18 protein-coding genes and 1 riboswitch are annotated in these 18,342 nt (G+C 46.3%); of the genes, 7 read left to right on the plus strand and 11 right to left on the minus strand.

Features of this window, described 5'->3' with window-relative positions; all coding sequences use genetic code 11:
* Nucleotides 1-79: 79 nt before the first annotated feature.
* A complete protein-coding gene (locus PPG34_RS03525) occupies nucleotides 80-1,441 on the minus strand; it encodes an HD-GYP domain-containing protein (protein WP_313831756.1) in 1,362 nt (453 codons plus the stop codon).
* Nucleotides 1,442-2,055: 614 nt separating this feature from the next.
* Here PPG34_RS03525 and PPG34_RS03530 point away from each other — a divergent pair.
* Nucleotides 2,056-3,444: an HD-GYP domain-containing protein gene (locus PPG34_RS03530; protein WP_313831757.1), complete on the plus strand. Its 1,389-nt coding sequence runs from the start codon at nucleotides 2,056-2,058 to the stop codon at nucleotides 3,442-3,444.
* A 29-nt stretch (nucleotides 3,445-3,473) separates the two neighbouring features.
* On the opposite strand, the gene PPG34_RS03535 is transcribed toward PPG34_RS03530, so the two are convergent.
* The gene (locus PPG34_RS03535; protein WP_313831758.1) at nucleotides 3,474-4,925 is read right to left on the minus strand and encodes a methyltransferase domain-containing protein; all 1,452 of its coding nucleotides are present in this window, start codon (nucleotides 4,923-4,925) and stop codon (nucleotides 3,474-3,476) included.
* 136 nt (nucleotides 4,926-5,061) lie between these two features.
* Entirely contained in the window at nucleotides 5,062-6,417 is a 1,356-nt protein-coding gene (locus PPG34_RS03540; protein ID WP_313831759.1) for a glutamate-5-semialdehyde dehydrogenase, read from the minus strand.
* 395 nt (nucleotides 6,418-6,812) lie between these two features.
* Here PPG34_RS03540 and rpsB point away from each other — a divergent pair, with 395 nt between their 5' ends.
* The 5 genes from rpsB to alr all read left to right on the plus strand — a co-directional run bounded on the left by rpsB (nucleotide 6,813) and on the right by alr (nucleotide 10,741).
* Nucleotides 6,813-7,580, plus strand: a complete 768-nt coding sequence (gene rpsB, locus PPG34_RS03545) for a 30S ribosomal protein S2 (RefSeq protein ID WP_313831760.1) — start codon at nucleotides 6,813-6,815, stop codon at nucleotides 7,578-7,580.
* 91 nt (nucleotides 7,581-7,671) lie between these two features.
* Nucleotides 7,672-8,265 (plus strand): translation elongation factor Ts, encoded by a 594-nt coding sequence (gene tsf / locus PPG34_RS03550; RefSeq protein WP_313831761.1) that lies wholly within the window; start codon nucleotides 7,672-7,674, stop codon nucleotides 8,263-8,265.
* Nucleotides 8,262-8,993 carry a UMP kinase gene (pyrH, locus tag PPG34_RS03555; RefSeq protein ID WP_313831762.1) on the plus strand — a complete coding sequence of 244 codons (732 nt, stop codon included), beginning with the start codon at nucleotides 8,262-8,264 and terminating at the stop codon, nucleotides 8,991-8,993. The genes tsf and pyrH overlap by 4 nt, the downstream gene beginning before the upstream one ends.
* 16 nt (nucleotides 8,994-9,009) lie before the next feature.
* On the plus strand, nucleotides 9,010-9,570 hold the full coding sequence (gene frr, locus PPG34_RS03560) for a ribosome recycling factor (protein WP_313831763.1): 561 nt from the start codon (nucleotides 9,010-9,012) through the stop codon (nucleotides 9,568-9,570).
* Between the two features lie 7 nt (nucleotides 9,571-9,577).
* Nucleotides 9,578-10,741: an alanine racemase gene (alr, locus tag PPG34_RS03565; RefSeq protein WP_313831764.1), complete on the plus strand. Its 1,164-nt coding sequence runs from the start codon at nucleotides 9,578-9,580 to the stop codon at nucleotides 10,739-10,741.
* 57 nt (nucleotides 10,742-10,798) lie between these two features.
* Here the strand turns inward: alr and PPG34_RS03570 are convergent, their stop codons facing one another.
* From PPG34_RS03570 to PPG34_RS03580, 3 genes are all read right to left on the minus strand, one after another.
* Entirely contained in the window at nucleotides 10,799-11,107 is a 309-nt protein-coding gene (locus PPG34_RS03570; RefSeq protein ID WP_313831765.1) for an MTH1187 family thiamine-binding protein, read from the minus strand.
* Between the two features lie 21 nt (nucleotides 11,108-11,128).
* Nucleotides 11,129-11,764 carry a precorrin-2 dehydrogenase/sirohydrochlorin ferrochelatase family protein gene (locus PPG34_RS03575; protein ID WP_313831766.1) on the minus strand — a complete coding sequence of 212 codons (636 nt, stop codon included), beginning with the start codon at nucleotides 11,762-11,764 and terminating at the stop codon, nucleotides 11,129-11,131.
* Between the two features lie 197 nt (nucleotides 11,765-11,961).
* Entirely contained in the window at nucleotides 11,962-12,498 is a 537-nt protein-coding gene (locus PPG34_RS03580; protein WP_313831767.1) for an HNH endonuclease, read from the minus strand.
* Between the two features lie 49 nt (nucleotides 12,499-12,547).
* Between PPG34_RS03580 and PPG34_RS03585 the strand changes: the two genes are divergently transcribed.
* Nucleotides 12,548-13,006, plus strand: coding sequence for a Rieske (2Fe-2S) protein (locus PPG34_RS03585; RefSeq protein WP_313831768.1), 459 nt, complete (start codon nucleotides 12,548-12,550; stop codon nucleotides 13,004-13,006).
* Here PPG34_RS03585 and PPG34_RS03590 read toward each other — a convergent pair.
* The 5 genes from PPG34_RS03590 to PPG34_RS03605 form a co-directional block, all read right to left on the minus strand.
* Nucleotides 12,966-13,451, minus strand: coding sequence for a hypothetical protein (locus PPG34_RS03590; RefSeq protein ID WP_313831769.1), 486 nt, complete (start codon nucleotides 13,449-13,451; stop codon nucleotides 12,966-12,968). The genes PPG34_RS03585 and PPG34_RS03590 overlap by 41 nt on opposite strands.
* Nucleotides 13,424-14,014 carry a cob(I)yrinic acid a,c-diamide adenosyltransferase gene (locus tag PPG34_RS03595; protein ID WP_313831770.1) on the minus strand — a complete coding sequence of 197 codons (591 nt, stop codon included), beginning with the start codon at nucleotides 14,012-14,014 and terminating at the stop codon, nucleotides 13,424-13,426. The genes PPG34_RS03590 and PPG34_RS03595 overlap by 28 nt, the downstream gene beginning before the upstream one ends.
* Nucleotides 14,015-14,062: 48 nt before the next feature.
* On the minus strand, nucleotides 14,063-14,227 hold the full coding sequence (locus PPG34_RS18320) for a cysteine-rich CWC family protein (RefSeq protein ID WP_420888081.1): 165 nt from the start codon (nucleotides 14,225-14,227) through the stop codon (nucleotides 14,063-14,065).
* 286 nt (nucleotides 14,228-14,513) lie between these two features.
* On the minus strand, nucleotides 14,514-15,926 hold the full coding sequence (locus tag PPG34_RS03600) for a cobyrinic acid a,c-diamide synthase CobB (RefSeq protein WP_313831771.1): 1,413 nt from the start codon (nucleotides 15,924-15,926) through the stop codon (nucleotides 14,514-14,516).
* 16 nt (nucleotides 15,927-15,942) lie between these two features.
* Nucleotides 15,943-18,072 carry a TonB-dependent receptor gene (locus PPG34_RS03605; RefSeq protein WP_313831772.1) on the minus strand — a complete coding sequence of 710 codons (2,130 nt, stop codon included), beginning with the start codon at nucleotides 18,070-18,072 and terminating at the stop codon, nucleotides 15,943-15,945.
* Nucleotides 18,073-18,122: 50 nt separating this feature from the next.
* Nucleotides 18,123-18,285: riboswitch (cobalamin riboswitch) on the minus strand.
* Nucleotides 18,286-18,342: the final 57 nt, after the last annotated feature.

The raw sequence follows: 18,342 nt of genomic DNA on the forward strand, positions 1-18,342 counted from the left end.
CCTTGCGCGCCTCATTTATTTTTCTGAGTGAATTTATGATGGGAAGAGGTAGTAAGGAACTAAATCTTGCCTGAGAAATCTAGGTGGAACGGCCAGAATAAATATACTCAAAAACCTCTTTAGGAACATGCTGAGGCCGAAGACTATGGACAATGGCGAGTTCTCCCTCATTAGTCAAATCGACGACTCTCGCCTCTTTTCGAGGGGTCTGAGGGGAACAAATCATGACACAGGGCTTCGTTCGCTCCTCAGAATTTACCCCGGTGACCAAGCCGACCGAACCATTAGTTAATTCAACCAAACTTCCCGGAGGATACACCCCAAGGGCTCGAACCATATAGACAACCACTTCTTCAGACAATTCTGCCTTGCTACTTATGGAATTGTCATCCTCTCCACCATCCTGAGCAGTTCCTACGGAAGCGGCTTCCTCATTCAACATCGTCTCAATGGAGTCACTCACCGCCATGAGCTTTTCAACGATATAATGATCATATAGGTACGATAAAGCTTCAGCAGGAGTAAAATTTTTGGAGGGATCAGGTTGATGACATAAATGGTCGTACTCATCGGCCGCCATGATGATTTTGGCAAAGAATGAAATGTCATCCCCCTTTAACCCTAAGGGAAATCCAGACCCATCTAACCGTTCATGATGTTGGTAGATGGCTTGGACCGTAGACGCGGGGATTGAGGGAAATCTTTCGACCGCAGCTTTTCCTAATTCAGATTGCCTCAGCCAGTCTTGCTGTTCGGCTTTCGTCAAACCCGATCGCTTCATCCGCAGCATTACAGGAAAATTCTGTTTTCCAATATCATGCAGAAGTGCGGCAAGAGCCAAAGCATACAACTCGTCATCGTTAAGGTCATATTCCTTCCCCACCAACAAGGATACGATACACACATTAAGCGAATGAGCTAAAAATGGATCCTCTGCCTGCGTGGAAGTCAAAATATCAATCATAGCCATACTTGTTTCAGGTTTACTCAATGAATGGATAAGAGTGGAGACGACTTGATCGGCCGATTTGATTCCAGCAGCATGCCCATCACTGATTCTTTTCAATGCAATTTTGGTTTGAGCCACTACCTGTTGATATAAATAAGCGGCTTTTTGTAATTCTGCGCCATGGTCCTGACATGCCTGAATTTGACCTATCCGAATCTCTTCCTGTTTCTGCTCCTCCGCAGCTTGCACCACCTCCCTAGGTACGGATTCAGGACTATCCGGACCATCTTTAACTTCGCTGCCCTCTTCTGGGTCCGACAAGTCAGGATCATAAAATATCTTAACTTTGGGAATAGCCTTAAGGGTTTTTATTTCTTTTGCGGAGGTAATTTTAAACTTACTTTTGGCAAATGGATGGTTCCACCAAGAACATTCTAACTTAATGTATAATCCAATTCGCAGTTCATTGAGAGGCATTGGAATAAAAGGCATTCGTCAGAACCTCACTGTATCAATTGAAGAAAGAGCTCCAGCCCTATTCAAAAATCCCATGTATATTTTGGACTTAGCAATACTATAGTTGCCGTGTTTCCTGACGACATTTCGGTCCCACGAGAATTCTCTTAGGGGTTTTTCGGATGACAAACCTCAAAACTTCAGAGATAGCACCATTTTTTTTGTTAAATTGTTTTCCTTTGATGCGAGTGGCGAGGTGTTCTGACTTTATATTCAACTTGTTCAGGAAGACAATTTTTAAAAATTATCGAACTCCGAGCCTGGCATTGAAACGTCGACTTTTTGTGGAAAATCGCTGAATTTTCAAATGCCTGCATCAAAACAATTTCGCACGGATTGAATAGATCTCTACCAAATGGCCACATTTGGGAGAAAATATGTGCATCATGACCAATGGGGTTTAGATCTATGGAGATAGACCGAAACTAAAGAGAAGAGGAGGATCGCATTATAACGTCCACCGGCTTACGAGTAGAAGAACTTCACGCCGGAGACTTAAGTATTCTCCAGAATTCGGATCATAAATAAAATGGAATCCCTCTTATTGAATTGGACAATCTCATCCCTTCCTCGTACGGAGTTTCACCCCCGTGGCCTATAAACTTCTTGAGAATCTCGACGAACTCCGAATCGGAATGTACGTGAAGCTCGATTGCTCCTGGTGGGCTCACCCTTTCGCCACTAGCCGATTCAAAATTGCCTCCCAGCAGGATATTGAAACCATCCGCGGCATCCGAAGACTCAAGCTCTATATTGATCAAGACCTTTCTGACCCCCCTGCCGTCGAAGAACCCGAACCAGAAAATCTTGAATCTCTCGAGATACCCCCCATTTTTGCGAGTGAAGAGTTTCTAGAAGAAGACCCACTCCTGGTCTTTGAGAATGATGAGGAACAGGAAGAGGAGCCAATCCAATTGATGGAGGCTCCAGACCCTGAAGAAATAAAGAAAAATCGAAAACAGCTCTACCACGAACGACGGACGCATCTCAAAAAAGTTGAAGATGCCTATTGGAAAGTCCTAGGCAAAAGCAAAGATATATTTAAGCGTATCGGCACCGGACACCATGCCGCTGTGAAAAATGCGGTTCAATTAGTTGCAAATGTCGAATCGGTGTTAAAACATGAACAAGCCACCATGACGTTGATGGACATTGTCAGTTCCACCGGGATGGCAGAAGGACTGTCTTCTCATGCCCTGAATGTCTGCATTATGTCACAAATCATCGGGAAGGAGATGGGCTTGAGCTCAGATGAACTTCACATGTTGGGCCTTGGCGCCCTTTTTCATGACATGGGCAAGCGAATGCTCCCAATGAAAGTGAAATTTCATGCGACAGGGATCACCATGGAGCCTGACCAAGAATCCATTAAGCTTCACCCTGAAAAAGGGAAAGAATTGATGGAAAAGTTTAAGGATTTTCCACCACAAAGTCTTGAGGCCATTGTTCAGCATCATGAACGGCTTGACGGATCTGGATACCCACAAGGATTAACGAAAGACCAAATATCCCTTTGGGCCCAAATCGTGATGGTAGCCGACGAATACGATGAACTCTGCAATGCCGCGGAAATTGAAAAAAGCCTAACCCCGCATGAGGCCCTGTCTCAATTATATCGATACGTGGATTCGAATCAGCAAAAATTTTCCAAAGATGTCATTCTAACGCTAATTCGAACAATGACAGTCTTTCCTCCTGGCACCCTGGTTGAATTATCCGATGGAACGATTGGCCAGGTCATTAGTGTCAATTTGAAGAATCCCACACGGCCGCTCTTACTCTCTTCTCATTTTGAAGGTACCAGACAAGAAGCCCTTATGATTGACCTTTCCGAAGAAATAAATCTCACCATTACTCAAAGCCTTCGTCCCAAAGATGTTCCCTCAAAAATTTTGGAATTTCTGAGCCCTCGCCGCAACAGCATATTTATTCACCAAGCGGAAAACGTTCCCCAGTTAGCTTCAAAAAAACTGACGTAAACTCCAGCAGTGAACTAGACTCCCCCTTCTTATGTAGCCTCGCCAGACTCTGCATAATATGCATCTAGTAAATGTCCCCTCTTTTCTTCCATCACCACGAGTTGGCGTTGGTCTAAGGTATTCGCCCAGTATAAATAGGCCAACTGTCCTGCACAGCGCCCTCGTTCAACATGATATTGCTGACCATCAGTATTGGTGTGAGTCGTTTCATGGAGAAGGACTCGTCCCGCAAGTTGTTGCCAAACATTTTGTGCACAGGCCGAATGATTTTCATACAATGGGGTCATATTGGGATCCGCAGAATCTTTCAGCCCCCATATTTTCCTCACAGCCTGTTCAAAAGCCGTCTCTTGATATTCTTGATTACTAAGCTCGTCCATAAGACTTTGCAAAAGTTTCTCATCCCCTTCACTTCCGACGAGCACTCCAGAAAAAAGTCCTGGAACTAGGATTCGCCCGCACATGAGCCCAGAGGCATTCCGACAGATTTGCCATTGACATTCCAGAACACCCATCTGAATTTTAATGGGTTCTTCCGAAGATCCAAGATGGGTAAAGGTTGACCAGATCAGTTCGGCATGATTACCCAGACATCGATAGATCCCTCCTAAAGGCTCCACAAAAGGACTCTCATCGAAAGGATATGAAGAGGTTTCAATAGTCAAAGAATACAACGGGCCATCGCGAAGTTGTTCTCCAAATGAGGTATAGCAAAGATATGCTGGCTCTTGTTCATTCCCCAATCCACGCGAAGTTAACGCCCGTTGAAAGAGGACACGACGCCCAAGATGACTGGCTTTTTCGAATATGAGCAATCGTCCCATTGGACTCAGTCTGGCTAACAACCAATCCAATCGCTCGCCAATTCCGGTCCGTGCCTCATAACGGCTCTGACGTTCGGTATCATCCTCACGCTCAAAATTGTGCCAAGATCGGCTTGGCAAACCCGGATCTGTTTCAGACTGAAAAAGCGCCTGCGTAGAAATAATTACATCATATGTTCCTGGCACATCGTCTAGCGGGATAATCGCCGATTGGAAAGAGACATTGTGCAACTGAAAAACCTGACTTTGTTGCTGCGCCACGGCAATAGATTGTGAAGAACGATCAACCCCCATAAATATGCAATCCGGAAACAGCGAAGCATACCATGTTGTCAGAATGCCAACCCCACATCCAAAATCCAACACTGTTTGGCCGGGCTTCAGGTATTGGCTGATGGTGGCACCCACTGCCCGAAAGTAATTAAATCGTTGGCTATATAATATGGGCAGGATGGTCGAGGAGGAGGCGAGGTCATAGAACTGGCAGTCGGCTTCAGCATCCGTTCCGCCTTGACGTTTTACAGATAAATCATTAAGCCGGGACAAGACTTGACTAGGGAGGGATTTCCGCTGCCAAGCATAATAATCATCTTCATGAAAAAATTCACGAAGACCCCATTTTGCTAAATGCTCAGCAAGGCGCGCTTCGACGGACAAGAAAGGGTAATCCTTTACAAACTGAAAAATTGTCCACGGGATTCTCAAACAAGATGTAACGCGTCAGCCGTAAAGCATGAGACAAAAATTCATGCAGTTTTTTTTCACGCATCACATTTCACGAGGGAACATCTCGCTAAAACTTGGCGGAAAGCATCATGGCATCTTGATATTCCGTTGGGACTGGATGTGGATGGCGAAGTTGTCCCGTGCCGAGACCAACAACTTTTTCTACCGTCAGCGACTGCAACGTCAATGGCCCACGTATATGAAAATGGGTGGTATTCATGCCAATCTCTGGGCCTAACCCCAGTTCAGACCCTGAATGTAGACGCGTCGAGGCATTTACCAAAACCCCACTCGAATCAACTTCCCGGACAAACCGCATGGCCGTTTCATAATCACGAGTCACAATCGTATCGGTATGGCCTGGCCCATACGCACCAATATGCTCAATGGCTTCATCCAAACTCGCCACGACCTTAATTGCCAAGGTTAAGGATTGAACCTTTTGTCCCCAGTCTTCTTCCTTTGCGAGTTCAATCCCTTTATGACCCGTCATTTCCATGATACCCATTAATGAGGTAGTTTTGGGACATCCTTTCAAATCGACTTTGAATTCACTGAGCAGCCGCCGAAGAAGCCCCGGCAATAGTTGCCGCGAAATACCTTGATGTACCAACAGCGTGTCGGCCGAATTGGATGCCAGGGGATCTTGAATTTTTGAATTCACCACCACCCCTTGAGCCAGAGGAAGATCCGCATCACGATCAATGTAAACATGACAAAGGCCACCATCATATCCGAGGACCGGAACACGAGATTGCTCCATCACCGCTTTTCGCAACCCGGTTTTCCCGCGAGGAATCACCCCATTGACTAGCTTAGTCAGGCGAGTTAGCTCCAATACTCCTTCCCGTTCCGGACGATCAATAAAGGTAATGGCACCCTCGGGTATCCCCTGAGTTTGTGCCGCTTCTTTGAGAACTCGCACCAGGGCTGAGTTGGTTAAAAACCATTCTTTGCCTCCTCGCAAAATACAGACATTTCCAGAGCGCAAACACATCGCAATCGATTCCGCTGAAACATCAGGCCCAAGTTCAGAAATAATCCCGATAACCCCCATGGGAACGCGAATGCGACTCACCTGTAATCCATCCACAGACATCCACCCTTGGGTTTCCTGTCCAATAGGGTCAGGTTCAGCACAGACCCGGCGAATCGTCTCTACAATCTCTAGCACATCATCTTTGGTTACGGTAACCCGGTCACGGATTTTGCGATATTCCTCCGTCCCAAGATCCTTGGGGATAGCATCAAGATCCTTCCGATTGCCAGCTACAACCTCATCAACCCGCAATTCAAGCTGTTCAGCCATCGCTTCTAACGCCAATGTCCTCTGCTGACTCGAAAGGAACGACAATGGACGCGCCGCCAGATTAGCTTGCCGCGCCAAATTTTGAATATGCATTTTTATTGGAACTTCAAGCATTTTTCCTCCAATTTGAGAAATCACCCGCATCATAGCCCACCCAGGCCCTGACACTGACGTGGCCCCAGACGGATCTTGACTGTACCTACATTAATTTTTCCAAGTCAAAAGCCCCTTGTTTTAGGAACAGGACCTTTGCTTGAAACCCCACACTATCAAACACACTTCGTCAAAAACTCCAGAAAAATCAAAACCATCAACACTTTTGCTTGCATTAAAAACGCTGCATATGCTAGTTTTTCAAGGTTTTAGGCGATAAACAACTATTTCACAACAACCAGACAGATGTCACAATGCAGGGCTTTCGGGTCAACAATTGGGGTTTGTTCAAACCATTAACCTGTCAGTTCTCACTGAAAAACCATGACGTCACGGGAGGGGGTGGCTAAGCAAGTATGGTGACCATTAAAGATATGTTGGAAGCGGGTGTTCATTTTGGGCATCAAACCAATCGATGGAACCCCAAAATGAAATCCTACATTTTCGGTGAAAAGAACGGCATATACATCATTGACCTGAAACAATCAGCCCAACTGTTTCAGCGCGCCTACGATTTTGTCCGAGATACCGTGGCTGCGGGGGAAACAGTGCTCTTTGTCGGAACCAAACGTCAGGCAATTAATATTGTCGAGGAAGAGGCCAAGCGTTGTAACATGTTTTATGTCACCCAGCGATGGTTGGGCGGGATGCTAACCAATTTCCAAACCATTCGTAAAAGCATTAACCAATTAAAAAAGTTTGAAGCTGCCCAAACTGATGGCACCTACGAGCGGCTCAAGAAAAAAGAAATCCTGCTGATGGAGAAAGAGCGCGGTAAGCTAGAGAAATACCTGAGTGGAATTAAGGGAATGGAAAATCTTCCTGGCTGCGTCTACGTACTAGACACTAGAATTCAGCACATAACCATTAAAGAAGCCAATCGCCTGGGAATTCCGGTTGTGGCCATTGTCGACAGCAATTGCGACCCTGATGGAATTGACTATCCCATTCCCGGGAACGATGACGCAATCCGCGCATTAAAACTCTTTACGACGAAAATTGCCGATGCCTGCCTTGAGGGTCAATCTATGATTGACAAACAGGATGCCCCTGTTGTCCCAGAAGAAGACAATATCATGGCCGAGATGATTTCCGCCCGAACCTCAGAAAATGAACCAGCGTGAATGGAAACACGGCACTAGGATCATGATTCGATTTTAATTCTATTGACCTTTAGATTATTTGCACGATAGGAAAAAGGGAGAACGCAAGACTATGAGTATGAGTGCCTTGGTGAAGGAACTTCGAGCAAAAACAGGAGCGGGCATTCTCGACTGCCAGGGCGCGCTCAAAGAAACCAACAGCGACATTGAAAAAGCCATTGACCTCCTTCGCCAAAAAGGCCTGGCTGCCGCCGCTAAAAAGGCAGGACGCGAAACCAAAGAAGGCGTCATTTCGTCTTACATACATGCAGGAAGCAAGATTGGCGTTCTCGTGGAAATCAATTGTGAAACAGACTTTGTCGCGCGAAATGAAGAATTTCAAAGTTTAGTCAAGGATGTTGCCCTTCAAATCGCCGCAGCCAACCCTACCTATGTGCAACGCGAAGAAGTCCCGGCAGAGCAAGTCGAACGCGAAAAAGCCGTGTATATAGGTCAAGCCAAAGAATTAGGAAAACCAGAAGCCGCTTGGGAAAAAATCGTTCAGGGAAAGTTGGAAAAATTCTTTCAAGAACAATGTCTCCTTGAGCAAAGTTTCATCAAGGATCCCAATATCACTATTAAAGAAATTTTGACTCAAAAAATTGCCAAACTTGGAGAAAATATCTCCATCGCGAGATTTACTCGGTATCAACTAGGCCAGGAATGACGCCCTCCAGATACCGTCGTATCCTATTAAAAATTAGTGGTGAAATGTTGGCGGGCACACAAGCCTACGGCATTCAACCCGATATCCTCCATACGTTAGCCGAAGAAATCTCAGAAGTCGTCAAGATGGAGGTGGAAGTGGCTTTGGTGATCGGTGGCGGCAATATTTTTCGTGGCATAGCCGCTAGCGCAACCGGGATGGAACGAGCTTCGGCAGATTATATGGGCATGTTAGCCACCATGCTCAATGCCCTCGCTCTTCAAAATGCCCTTGAGAAACGTGAGATCACCACACGCGTGCTCTCCGCCATTGAGATGCGTCAATTAGCCGAGGGATATATTCGTCGGCGAGCCATTCGCCATTTGGAAAAAAAACGAGTCGTCATTTTTGCTGCCGGCACAGGAAACCCGTATTTTACCACCGATACCGCTGCCGCGCTTCGGGCCATGGAAATTGGGGCGGACGTCATATTAAAAGGTACCAAGGTTAATGGTATTTATGATTCAGATCCCGTAACAAATCCAAAGGCCACAATGTTCGAGGAAGTATCATTTTTGACGGTTTTGAATAAACGATTAAAAGTTATGGATTCCACAGCGATCACTTTGTGCATGGACAACAAGCTTCCCTTGATTGTCTTTAATTTATCTGAAACAGGAAACCTGAAACGTGTGGTCAACAAAGAAAAAATTGGCACACTCGTCACCACCACCCCCAAACATCCATAACACGAGGTAATTGGTTATGGCCTATCAACCTACTCTAGACAAAATCCAAAAAAAAATGGAAGGGGCGCTTGAGCACCTAAAAAAGGAACTCTCTGGTCTTCGAGGTGGTCGAGCCTCGCTGTCCATCTTAGACCAAATCAAAGTGGATTATTACGGTACCCCCACGCCCCTCAAACAGGTGGGAAATCTCGCCATGCCGGACGGACGGCTCATTACCATTCAACCCTGGGACACATCACTGATTAAAGAAATTGAAAAGGCCATTACCTGTTCGGACATTGGCATCACACCTTCCAATGATGGCAAACTCATTCGCCTTCCCATTCCGCCACTGAGTGAGGAACGCCGAAGAGATCTGGTGAAGGTCAGTAAAAAATATGGCGAGGATACCAAAGTCCATATCCGTGGAATTCGGCGAGAAGGCAATGACGAACTCAAAAAATTACAGAAAGATTCAACCATTACCGAAGACGAATTACGTCGCGGTGAAGCCGAAATTCAGAAATTCACCGATGCCGAAATTAAAAAAGTGGATGAATTGTTGAAAAAGAAGGAGGAGGAGATACTCGAAATTTAAGGATATTATGACAGCATCGCTCTCTCTCTTCCCACCACCGGTCTCCTCCTATCTCTCTCCAACGACCGCGATCATTCACCTTCATGCCTTGGCACACAACCTTTCCGCCCTACGAACATTCTTAGCACCACGCTGTGAAATATTGGCTGTCGTCAAAGCCGATGGATACGGGCATGGGAGTATCGTCATCGCCAAAACCTTGGCCCAGCTGGGCATTACCAAATTTGGTGTTGCCACCATTCAAGAAGGAGTTGCCCTCCGAGAAGCAGGATTAACAGGATCTATTATTGTTTTAGGCGCAACATTTTCTTGGCAACTTCCAGACCTGATTCACTACCAACTCACGCCGGTCATTTCCGACGCCGACACTGCCCATCAATTCGCCAAAGAGCTCTCCCCGGACCAAACACCCTATCCGGTTCACATTAAAGTAGATACGGGCATGAGAAGACTCGGCCTCTCACCTGATGCGCTCACCTCCCTCCTGGACTCGCCTCTTTTCCAAGGGTCTTTGGTTCTGGAAAGCCTTATGACGCATTTAGCCGATGCCGATAGTGTTGATCCGGCCTTTACTCATTACCAACTTGACCAATTTCAATCCATGGTCGACCAACTCCGCCTCAAAGGCATCATGATCCCCAGCCTTCATGCTGCGAATACCGCCGGCATCGTAGCGCACCCGCAATCTCATTTGGACATGGTCAGACCAGGGTTGCTGCTCTATGGCTACCAACCCGTGCTTCCTTTTGCCACCGCCTTGGATCTAAAACCCGTACTGAGCCTCGTGACAAAACTCGCACAAACCAAATCCGTCGGAGCAGGGGAACCACTAAGCTATAACGGGATATTTCGGACGGCCCGCCCTTCTCAAATTGGCATTCTTCCCATTGGATATGCGCACGGATACCACCGCCGACTCTCGAACCAAGGAAAAGTACTCATTGGAAATACACGCGTGCCAATTGTTGGACGAATTTGCATGGATATGACGCTCATCGATATCACCGATGTGCCAAATGCGAAGGTTGGCGACGAGGTCGTATTGCTAGGAACGCAGGGCAAAGAATCTATTTCGGCTACTGACATCGCTCAGTGGCAGGACTCAATTCCCTATGAGGTCTTGTGTAGCATCGGCCCAAGAGTGAATCGGAAGTATGAACCACTCTCATAAATCATGAGGCCTAATCAGTGACAGGTGAAGCGAAAAATTCATTTTTCGGTTCATCTATCACGTCTTCAATTTTTTCTTCAGTCGTTTTTCCACACTGGCCACTTTGCCACTTAAACGCCCCTTTTTACCTTTTCGATAGTCCACCTTCATCGTACAGGAGATTCGATTACAATCTTTTTTCATCCGTTCATAACATTGGCGAACCACATCCATCACTTCATCCCACTCACCTTCCAGAACTGTCCCCATCGGATTCAAGCGGTACTCCACACCACTGCGATCAATAATTTCCAATGAGCGAGAGACATACTTGCCAACACTTTCACTTTTCCCTAACGGAGACATACTAAATTCTAGCAACACCATTGGTCTACCTTCCTTGTGTGATTACGAAGCCGAGAGCTTCTTTTGCGCCTCCCATGATGCAGGATAGGTGATCGTCCCGGTGAACCGAAAGCCTTCCACGGCTTCCTTGAGTCGTTCCCGGCGACGCGCATCATTGGGTTCGCTTTTCTTCAATTCTTCACGCAGGGCGCTTAATGAATCGAGAAACTGTCCGAACTCTTCATCAAAGATCGACTCACCGTACCGACGTAACTCACTCGCCAAGGCCGGCGAGGCTCCACTCGTACTAATCGCCACTCGGAGGGGCCCTGACTTAATCAACGCCGGCATCATGAAATGCGATCGATCCGGCTGATCAATCGACCACACCAAGAAACGCTCTGTCTTGGCCAACTCAAATAACGATTTGGATAAGTCCGTATCCTCACGCAACAAATTAAGAACTAGGAACGCATCCTGCGCATCGGTGGATCGAAAATGTCGCCCTCGATGAATGATCTTTCCTGACGCAGTGAGTTTTTTAAGAGCAGTTGTCAGTGTCGGATTCACCACAATGACTTTCGCGCCAACATCCAATAACCGTGAAACCTTTTCAAAGGTTTCATCATCTCCACCAATTGCCACACAAAGCCGACCCTGAATATCCAGAGAAATTTGGAACCCCGCATTTTCACTCATACCCACTCCTTATTCATTCATGCTCAAATCCATGTGCCGCGCAAGAAAGTTCCAGAAAGGGCCGACAGCCTCTCTACAGCGAGGGCATCTAGACTGTTCTTTACCATGTGGAAAAAATTGAAAAACGTTGGCAGGAGCACAGAGAGGGAAACTCCCCCTATCGCCTCTCAGGCAACCACGATGATATTACCCAAACTCTAGTCGTCTGAATCTAACTCCATATGCCAATAGAGATAATCTCTCCAACTATCTGGCGCATTTCGAATTCCAATCATGATAGTTAACGTAGGGTTCCAGCGCGGCTTTTCCGGTTTCTTCTTTAACCGCATATGCGCTTCACCTGGTGTTCGACCACTCTTTCGATTATTACAACGCCAGCAAGCCGTGACAATATTCTCCCAGGTCTTCTTTCCACCCTTTGCAATCGGAAGCACGTGGTCGAAGGTCAGCTCCTCCGTTCGAAACTTCTTGCAACAATATTGGCAGGTATATTTATCGCGGGTAAAAATATTAATTCGAGAAAACTTCACCGAACGGTGCGTGGCTTTTAACTTTACCACATTGAGAAGCCGCATCACCGAGGGCAGCTTGAAGGTGATTGCCACACCGCGAATATCCTTATCATAAAATTCAAGGACTTCGACTTTCTCTTGGCACAAGAGGGTAATGGCCTTTTTCCAATCAACGACCCGCAACGGTTCATAGGTCGCATTCAAGAGCAGGGTCATTTCCATTAGCTATAAGGACCTCCAGGTTCGTGAACACCCCAGGATTGAATGGTGTGTGTATAGCATCAGCCCCTATTGGGAATCAACAACCACCCTCGGGAAATTCTCTTGCAGCACCTGCCCACCCTTGTTAAAATCCGCCCTTTCTCGGGGAAATTATCAATTGGGAGCCATCCGCGTGAAGTTTATTGATGCTGCAAAACTCTCGGATCTTCCTCCAGGATCTTGCCTATCAGTTGAAGTAGATCCGGAAGGTCGAGGTGTGGCCCTCTTCAACGTGGATGGAGAAATTTTTGCCCTCGATAATACATGTCCCCATGCGGGTGGCCCCTTGGGAGAAGGTATTTTGCACGGAGACACCGTGCGATGTCCTTGGCATGGCTGGAAATTTAATGTCCGCACCGGACAATGTCTCAAAAACCCGGTGGACGATTGGGCTGTGGCCTGTTTTCCTCTCCGAGTTGAAAACGGCACTATACAAATTGCGCTGAAAGATCAGGATTGCCCTTCCTAAAAGATATTTGATCCTGATGCGGCAGCGGCGGCAATTCATGAAAAGGCATAAAATGAATCGCAGCCAAAGAGATCACGCGAATGGTTTTATCTTTCAAGGTCACCCGCCATGCGAACTCTCGCTGAATCCATTCATTAAAACCTTTTTCTCGAACTAACACCCTTACAGCATAAACACCAGGTTGCTCTTCTCCCACCTGCCACTCACCTTTATGATACTGAATACCCTTCGTCTCTAAATCTTGGACATAGCGATTCACCGCCTCCTCAAGAGTTGGGGCATTTCGAGCAGGATGATTCCGCACCAACTCCAAAGCCTCTTCAGCCTTGGGATCATTAGGAACAGGAGGTGCGGTTGCTTTGGGTTGGGAATACAAAAACCCCACAATAGCCAGAAGCACCAACAACCCCAAACCAATTATTTGCCGGGAACTGATCGATCCCATAAGAATTCTGGCTCTCCTGTGTGATGTCCAATCCAACGCGCAAACACAAAAAACGCATCGCTCAATCGATTTAAAAAAGGAATGATATGTTCGGGGACAGATTCCTCATGAATCAAAGTCACGCACATCCGTTCAGCCCGACGAGACACAGTCCGGGCCTGATGTAAAAAACCAGAAACCTTTCCACCCCCAGGCAACAAAAATTCCTTTAAGGGAGCTAGGTCTTCCTGGCACTGATCGATCCAACGCTCTAACTGTTCTACATCCTTTTCAGTCACGGTTGGCATATTGGTAAAAACTTGACCAGGAGGGGTTGCGAGAAGGCCACCAACATCAAATAGTTTATTTTGAATCCACTTCAAAAATCCTTCTAACTTCGCAGAGGCCTCATCTCGTTTAACCAAATCTTGGTTAAACACACGGGCCAATCCAATAATGGAATTCAACTCATCCACAGTTCCGTAGGCCTCAACTCGAATCGCATTTTTCGCAACTTCCTGTCCTCCGGCTAATCGGGTGCGACCGCCATCACCGGTCTTGGTGTAAACCTTAGAAATTCTCACAATTTCTCCTCATGACACATTCCCAAAAGTTCCCCACAAATGAGTTTGCTAGGCGGATTGACTAATTTGATCTAAACAGGTTTGACAGAGGCAATCCTGAAACTGGGAAGAGACCATCTCTCGCTTGCCATCGGCTAGAATCCTCTCATAGCACCAGCAAGAATAGACGGGCCCACAAGAAAAAGTTTGCCCACAACGCTCACAGGCTTTCATCAAGCCTTGGCCATTTTGAGATATTGCCACTGTATTCGCAACCTTTCTCGTTTCAATGGGAGGCACAAATCAGATTACGACTGCAAACCACCCGGCTTTCGTAGCTCCGCCATCTTATGGCGCTTCTAACACATGAATGAGCAGAATGAGAAACTGCATTTACGAAAAGACGCTAACTCCAAAACAAGTCAATCAAAGATTCCCTTTACTCCTCAGAAACCAATGACACATGTGGGTTGCAGAGGAAAATGGCTCTCGGCTTTCCACAAAATTTTGGATTGATCCATCAAATTATCCCTGATCGAGTTTGCGCGGAAAAATCAACGAGATTTTTGGCAAGAGCCGCCTGACTACCAAAATGAAGGTGTGTATATAACGCAAGCGTATTCTGAAATTTCAACCCATCCGGCCCCTTATGTGATCGAGATGCATCTGAAATCTGACACACAAACTCACCCTCAAATTCCTCATCAAGGGGAACCAGCGTCGAATAGTGAAACTCATGTCCACGGGCCTGCAGTCCTGAAGGCCCAAGCATACAAGATTCAATCAGTTCAAGATGGCGATACCCGATCATCATGTGGGAACGAGACATCTTCGCCACATAAGGAAACACACCGACCATAGGAAATTTCTGCCCCTCAAAATCTTCAATCGAGTTCATCAAATACATCAGACCACCACACTCCGCATAGACCGCTCCACCTCGACAAGCAAAATCTTTAATGGCCTGGCGCATGCGAATATTTTCGGATAATCCTTTTTCATGGAGTTCGGGATACCCGCCCCCAAGATAGAGTAAATCTACTTTTGGCATCTCAACATCCACTAAGGGGGAAAAGAAAATTAACTCCGCACCTTGGTCACGCATCGCAGAAAAGTTTTCCTGATAGTAAAAACAGAATGCTGAATCGTAGGCAATGCCGATCTTCACAGTTTTATTGGGACCACCAATCGTTTTTGGAATTTCTTGAAGAATTTTTACAGGTGGAGACGAAGGAACATTATGAGAAGCAGCTAGATCTTCGACCAATGCCAGGTCAATCGTCTCTATAGCCGATTCTCCCAATTTGTCGTATACATCCGTTCCCATCTGCTCAAACGCCACCCGCAATCCTAAATGTCGGTCCTCAATGGTCACCACTGGATCAGATTTCAAATATCCAACGACCTTTACACTACAACTATTTTCAACAGAATCTCTAAGCAACACAAAATGTCCCTTGCTATTCACTCGATTGAACACCACCCCTACCACACGAATGTCAGGGTCAAAAGTCGCATAGCCACATACCATAGCCGCCACAGAACGAGCCATCGCACTCCCATCAACAACTAGCAATACTGGGGCGCTGAGATGCTTTGCCATCTGAGCAGTACTGCCAGAATCATCAACAGCCGAGGCTCCATCAAACAATCCCATCATCCCTTCGATGATCGAAAGATCTGCTTCACGAGCAGCCTGTTCAAAGGCATATTTGTTAGCGGAAGCATCAAGCATCCACCCATCCAAGTTATAGGAATGTCGCCCAGTCACGGCGTTGTGATGCATGGGATCAAGGAAATCAGGGCCAATCTTAAACGGTTGCACACGACGACCTTGGGCCGTCAACGCTGCCATTAGGGCAAGAGAAACAGTAGTCTTCCCTACTCCACTATGTGTTCCGGCAATGATGAGTCGAGGGTAATTTCTAAACATAAAAGGGCATCAGGGGTTACCGAGGAAAGGCATTAAATTGGTAGCTTATCCCACCAAACATTGCAAAGCCGGGCTCCGGCACAACGAACTGTACTGTGGATCCATCACCACCGGGAATGCGATCCGCCGCATAAATTCCTCTAGAAAAATTGTTAGCATCTAAAATATTATTGAATTGCAAAAAGGCTGTAAAAATACCTCCAGGGACGTCGCGCTCATATGCGGCCTTACCATTAAGTACAAAATATCCTGGCAGACTTGAAGAAGTGTTCCCTTCATCGTTCTGCAAGAATTGTGAACCGACATACAAACCCATAACTGAAAGAGTTACGCCTTCTACCGGCCGCAAATTTCCAATTACACTCAAGCGATGTTTGGGAACCAGAGGCAAGGTGTCTCCCACATCCGCAACTCGCATGTTATTAGTACCAGATCCAAAATTAATTGGGCTGCGGAATTGTGCTTCTGTAAACGTATAGTTGATTTGGCCATCGAAATAGGTTACGGGCCGTACGCTTATCGTCATTTCCACACCCCTTCGCCTCGTCTTATCTAGGTTCCGATTAATCCCATCAAATGCTGAAAAATCGCAAAGAATGCATGTCAGAAAAATTTCATCCTTAATGTCCGACTGGTAAAAAGTAATAGCAACATCCCCCCAGGTGCCAATTTTAGCATTTCCCCCGACCTCGTAGTTCTTCGAGCGTACAGGGCTGAGATTCGGATTGGACGTAAAGGCACTGGCGAACATTTCCTGGACGGTAGGAGTTCTAAATCCCTGGGAGAATGTGAAATATACACTTGAAGTCGGCGTCACCAGATAAGTGATCCCTGCTCGGGGAGTAACTCGATCAAAATCTATGTCTGCATTTAAAGAAGGATTCGTCTTTTCCATAAAGTCAATGTCGCTCTTGTCAAATCGCAATCCACCAGAAAGTATGACTTGTGATGACACATGAACGGAGTCTTGAACGTAGAGACCCAAGACATCTTCACTGGAATCGGAAAAGCTTGATGAGAAGGCTGAAACCGCCTGACTATCAAAGTCGTTCCACGTCACCTCAACTCCCATTACCGCTTCATTTTTAAAACCAAACGGAGATGATTGTTGAGCCAATTGAAAAGTTCCAGACCAACTCTCGGTATCCGCGGCAGTTGTGCTGGTTGGGAAACTACCTCCCAAGGCAAAAGGGTTACTGACCAAGAACGAAGCTTGTTGAAGATTCCGATAAGTGCCATTTGCAGAAAAAGTGAATCCCTCAGGTAAAATCTGTTTAAGATTTATTCGCACCACGTTATTCTCACGGTCAAAAAAGTCTCCCGGTGATACATTGGCTTTCGGGTTATTTTCCGCAATTCGAATAGGACTAGCACCTGCTTGACTAAAATGACTTTTGACATAGGTATATGAAATATTGACGTCCGTATTGTCTGTAGGTCGATATCCTAATTTACTAAAAAATCGTTGAACATCCCCACCACCCTCATCCCGAAATCCAGCTTCTGATTCCTGTGTAAAATTGAAATAGTAATTAAAATCTCCGACTGGGCCACTTGCATTCATATTATATCGTTCACGGTCAAAGCTTCCCCGAGCAACTTCTCCAGATACCTGACGTTTCGTGGTGCCTGTTTTTGTCACGATGTTGATGGTTCCCCCCAAAGTGTTTTTTCCAAAGATGGCATTGGGGCCTGGAATAACCTCAATTCGTTCAATCGTTTCAAAGGGGATGAGATCAAAGTTTATTGTGTTGAAGCTAGGCTCATTGGCCCGCATACCATCCACAAAAACAGAAATTGAAGAAACAGGAGTGGAATTAAATCCACGCATATCTACCCGATGTTCAAATGCATTACCGACTTCGTTATACATGACGATTCCCGTTGCGTATTGGAGAGCTTCCTGAACTGTCTTTGCGCCAAATTTCTGGATATCCTCCGCCGTAATGACGGTGATTTTTGCTGGGACGGAATATTTGTCTGTCTGGATGGCAGGCAACCGTGAATCACTAATCACGTATTCTTTCATTTGCTGAACATTCTGAATCTCGGTGTCAGAAATATCCGTTGTAGCGTAAACTATCAAACTAGGAGAAGAAGCGGTGAGAAGAAAAAGCAGGAAAAGATAATAAACAATTGCAGACATGAACGACCTCCCTTTGGCTCGAAGGGTGGGTTGAGAAGGTAGCGGCAGCTGGGTTTCCTGACTTGCGGATCACGACTTCTCTGCGCCTTCCCAGCCAATGCGCGAGTCGTTAGAACAACGACTCACTCATTATTTCCCTGGCCAGTGGCTTTCTTGCAGAGTTATTCCCCGCTTACAGTGGCGGCACCGTGATGGATTTACACCATCTTCCCCGACACATGCCGAAATTTTTCCTCGATCCCGTTCCTTTCGTTACGGGGCAGTAACCAA

It is taken from the genome of Candidatus Nitronereus thalassa (genome assembly GCF_032191465.1).
Taxonomy (GTDB): Bacteria; Nitrospirota; Nitrospiria; order Nitrospirales; family UBA8639; genus Nitronereus; species Nitronereus thalassa.

What these genes read in the sequence shown, in the direction of transcription:
- PPG34_RS03525 (WP_313831756.1), bottom strand. Translation starts at nt 1,441, where the DNA reads ATGCCTTTTATTCCAATGCCTCTCAATGAACTGCGAATTGGATTATAC.
- rpsB (WP_313831760.1), top strand. Translation starts at nt 6,813, where the DNA reads ATGGTGACCATTAAAGATATGTTGGAAGCGGGTGTTCATTTTGGGCAT.
- PPG34_RS03580 (WP_313831767.1), bottom strand. Translation starts at nt 12,498, where the DNA reads ATGGAAATGACCCTGCTCTTGAATGCGACCTATGAACCGTTGCGGGTC.
- tsf (WP_313831761.1), top strand. Translation starts at nt 7,672, where the DNA reads ATGAGTATGAGTGCCTTGGTGAAGGAACTTCGAGCAAAAACAGGAGCG.
- PPG34_RS03590 (WP_313831769.1), bottom strand. Translation starts at nt 13,451, where the DNA reads ATGGGATCGATCAGTTCCCGGCAAATAATTGGTTTGGGGTTGTTGGTG.
- PPG34_RS03570 (WP_313831765.1), bottom strand. Translation starts at nt 11,107, where the DNA reads ATGGTGTTGCTAGAATTTAGTATGTCTCCGTTAGGGAAAAGTGAAAGT.
- pyrH (WP_313831762.1), top strand. Translation starts at nt 8,262, where the DNA reads ATGACGCCCTCCAGATACCGTCGTATCCTATTAAAAATTAGTGGTGAA.
- PPG34_RS03575 (WP_313831766.1), bottom strand. Translation starts at nt 11,764, where the DNA reads ATGAGTGAAAATGCGGGGTTCCAAATTTCTCTGGATATTCAGGGTCGG.
- alr (WP_313831764.1), top strand. Translation starts at nt 9,578, where the DNA reads ATGACAGCATCGCTCTCTCTCTTCCCACCACCGGTCTCCTCCTATCTC.
- frr (WP_313831763.1), top strand. Translation starts at nt 9,010, where the DNA reads ATGGCCTATCAACCTACTCTAGACAAAATCCAAAAAAAAATGGAAGGG.
- PPG34_RS03605 (WP_313831772.1), bottom strand. Translation starts at nt 18,072, where the DNA reads ATGTCTGCAATTGTTTATTATCTTTTCCTGCTTTTTCTTCTCACCGCT.
- PPG34_RS03540 (WP_313831759.1), bottom strand. Translation starts at nt 6,417, where the DNA reads ATGCTTGAAGTTCCAATAAAAATGCATATTCAAAATTTGGCGCGGCAA.
- PPG34_RS18320 (WP_420888081.1), bottom strand. Translation starts at nt 14,227, where the DNA reads ATGAAAGCCTGTGAGCGTTGTGGGCAAACTTTTTCTTGTGGGCCCGTC.
- PPG34_RS03600 (WP_313831771.1), bottom strand. Translation starts at nt 15,926, where the DNA reads ATGTTTAGAAATTACCCTCGACTCATCATTGCCGGAACACATAGTGGA.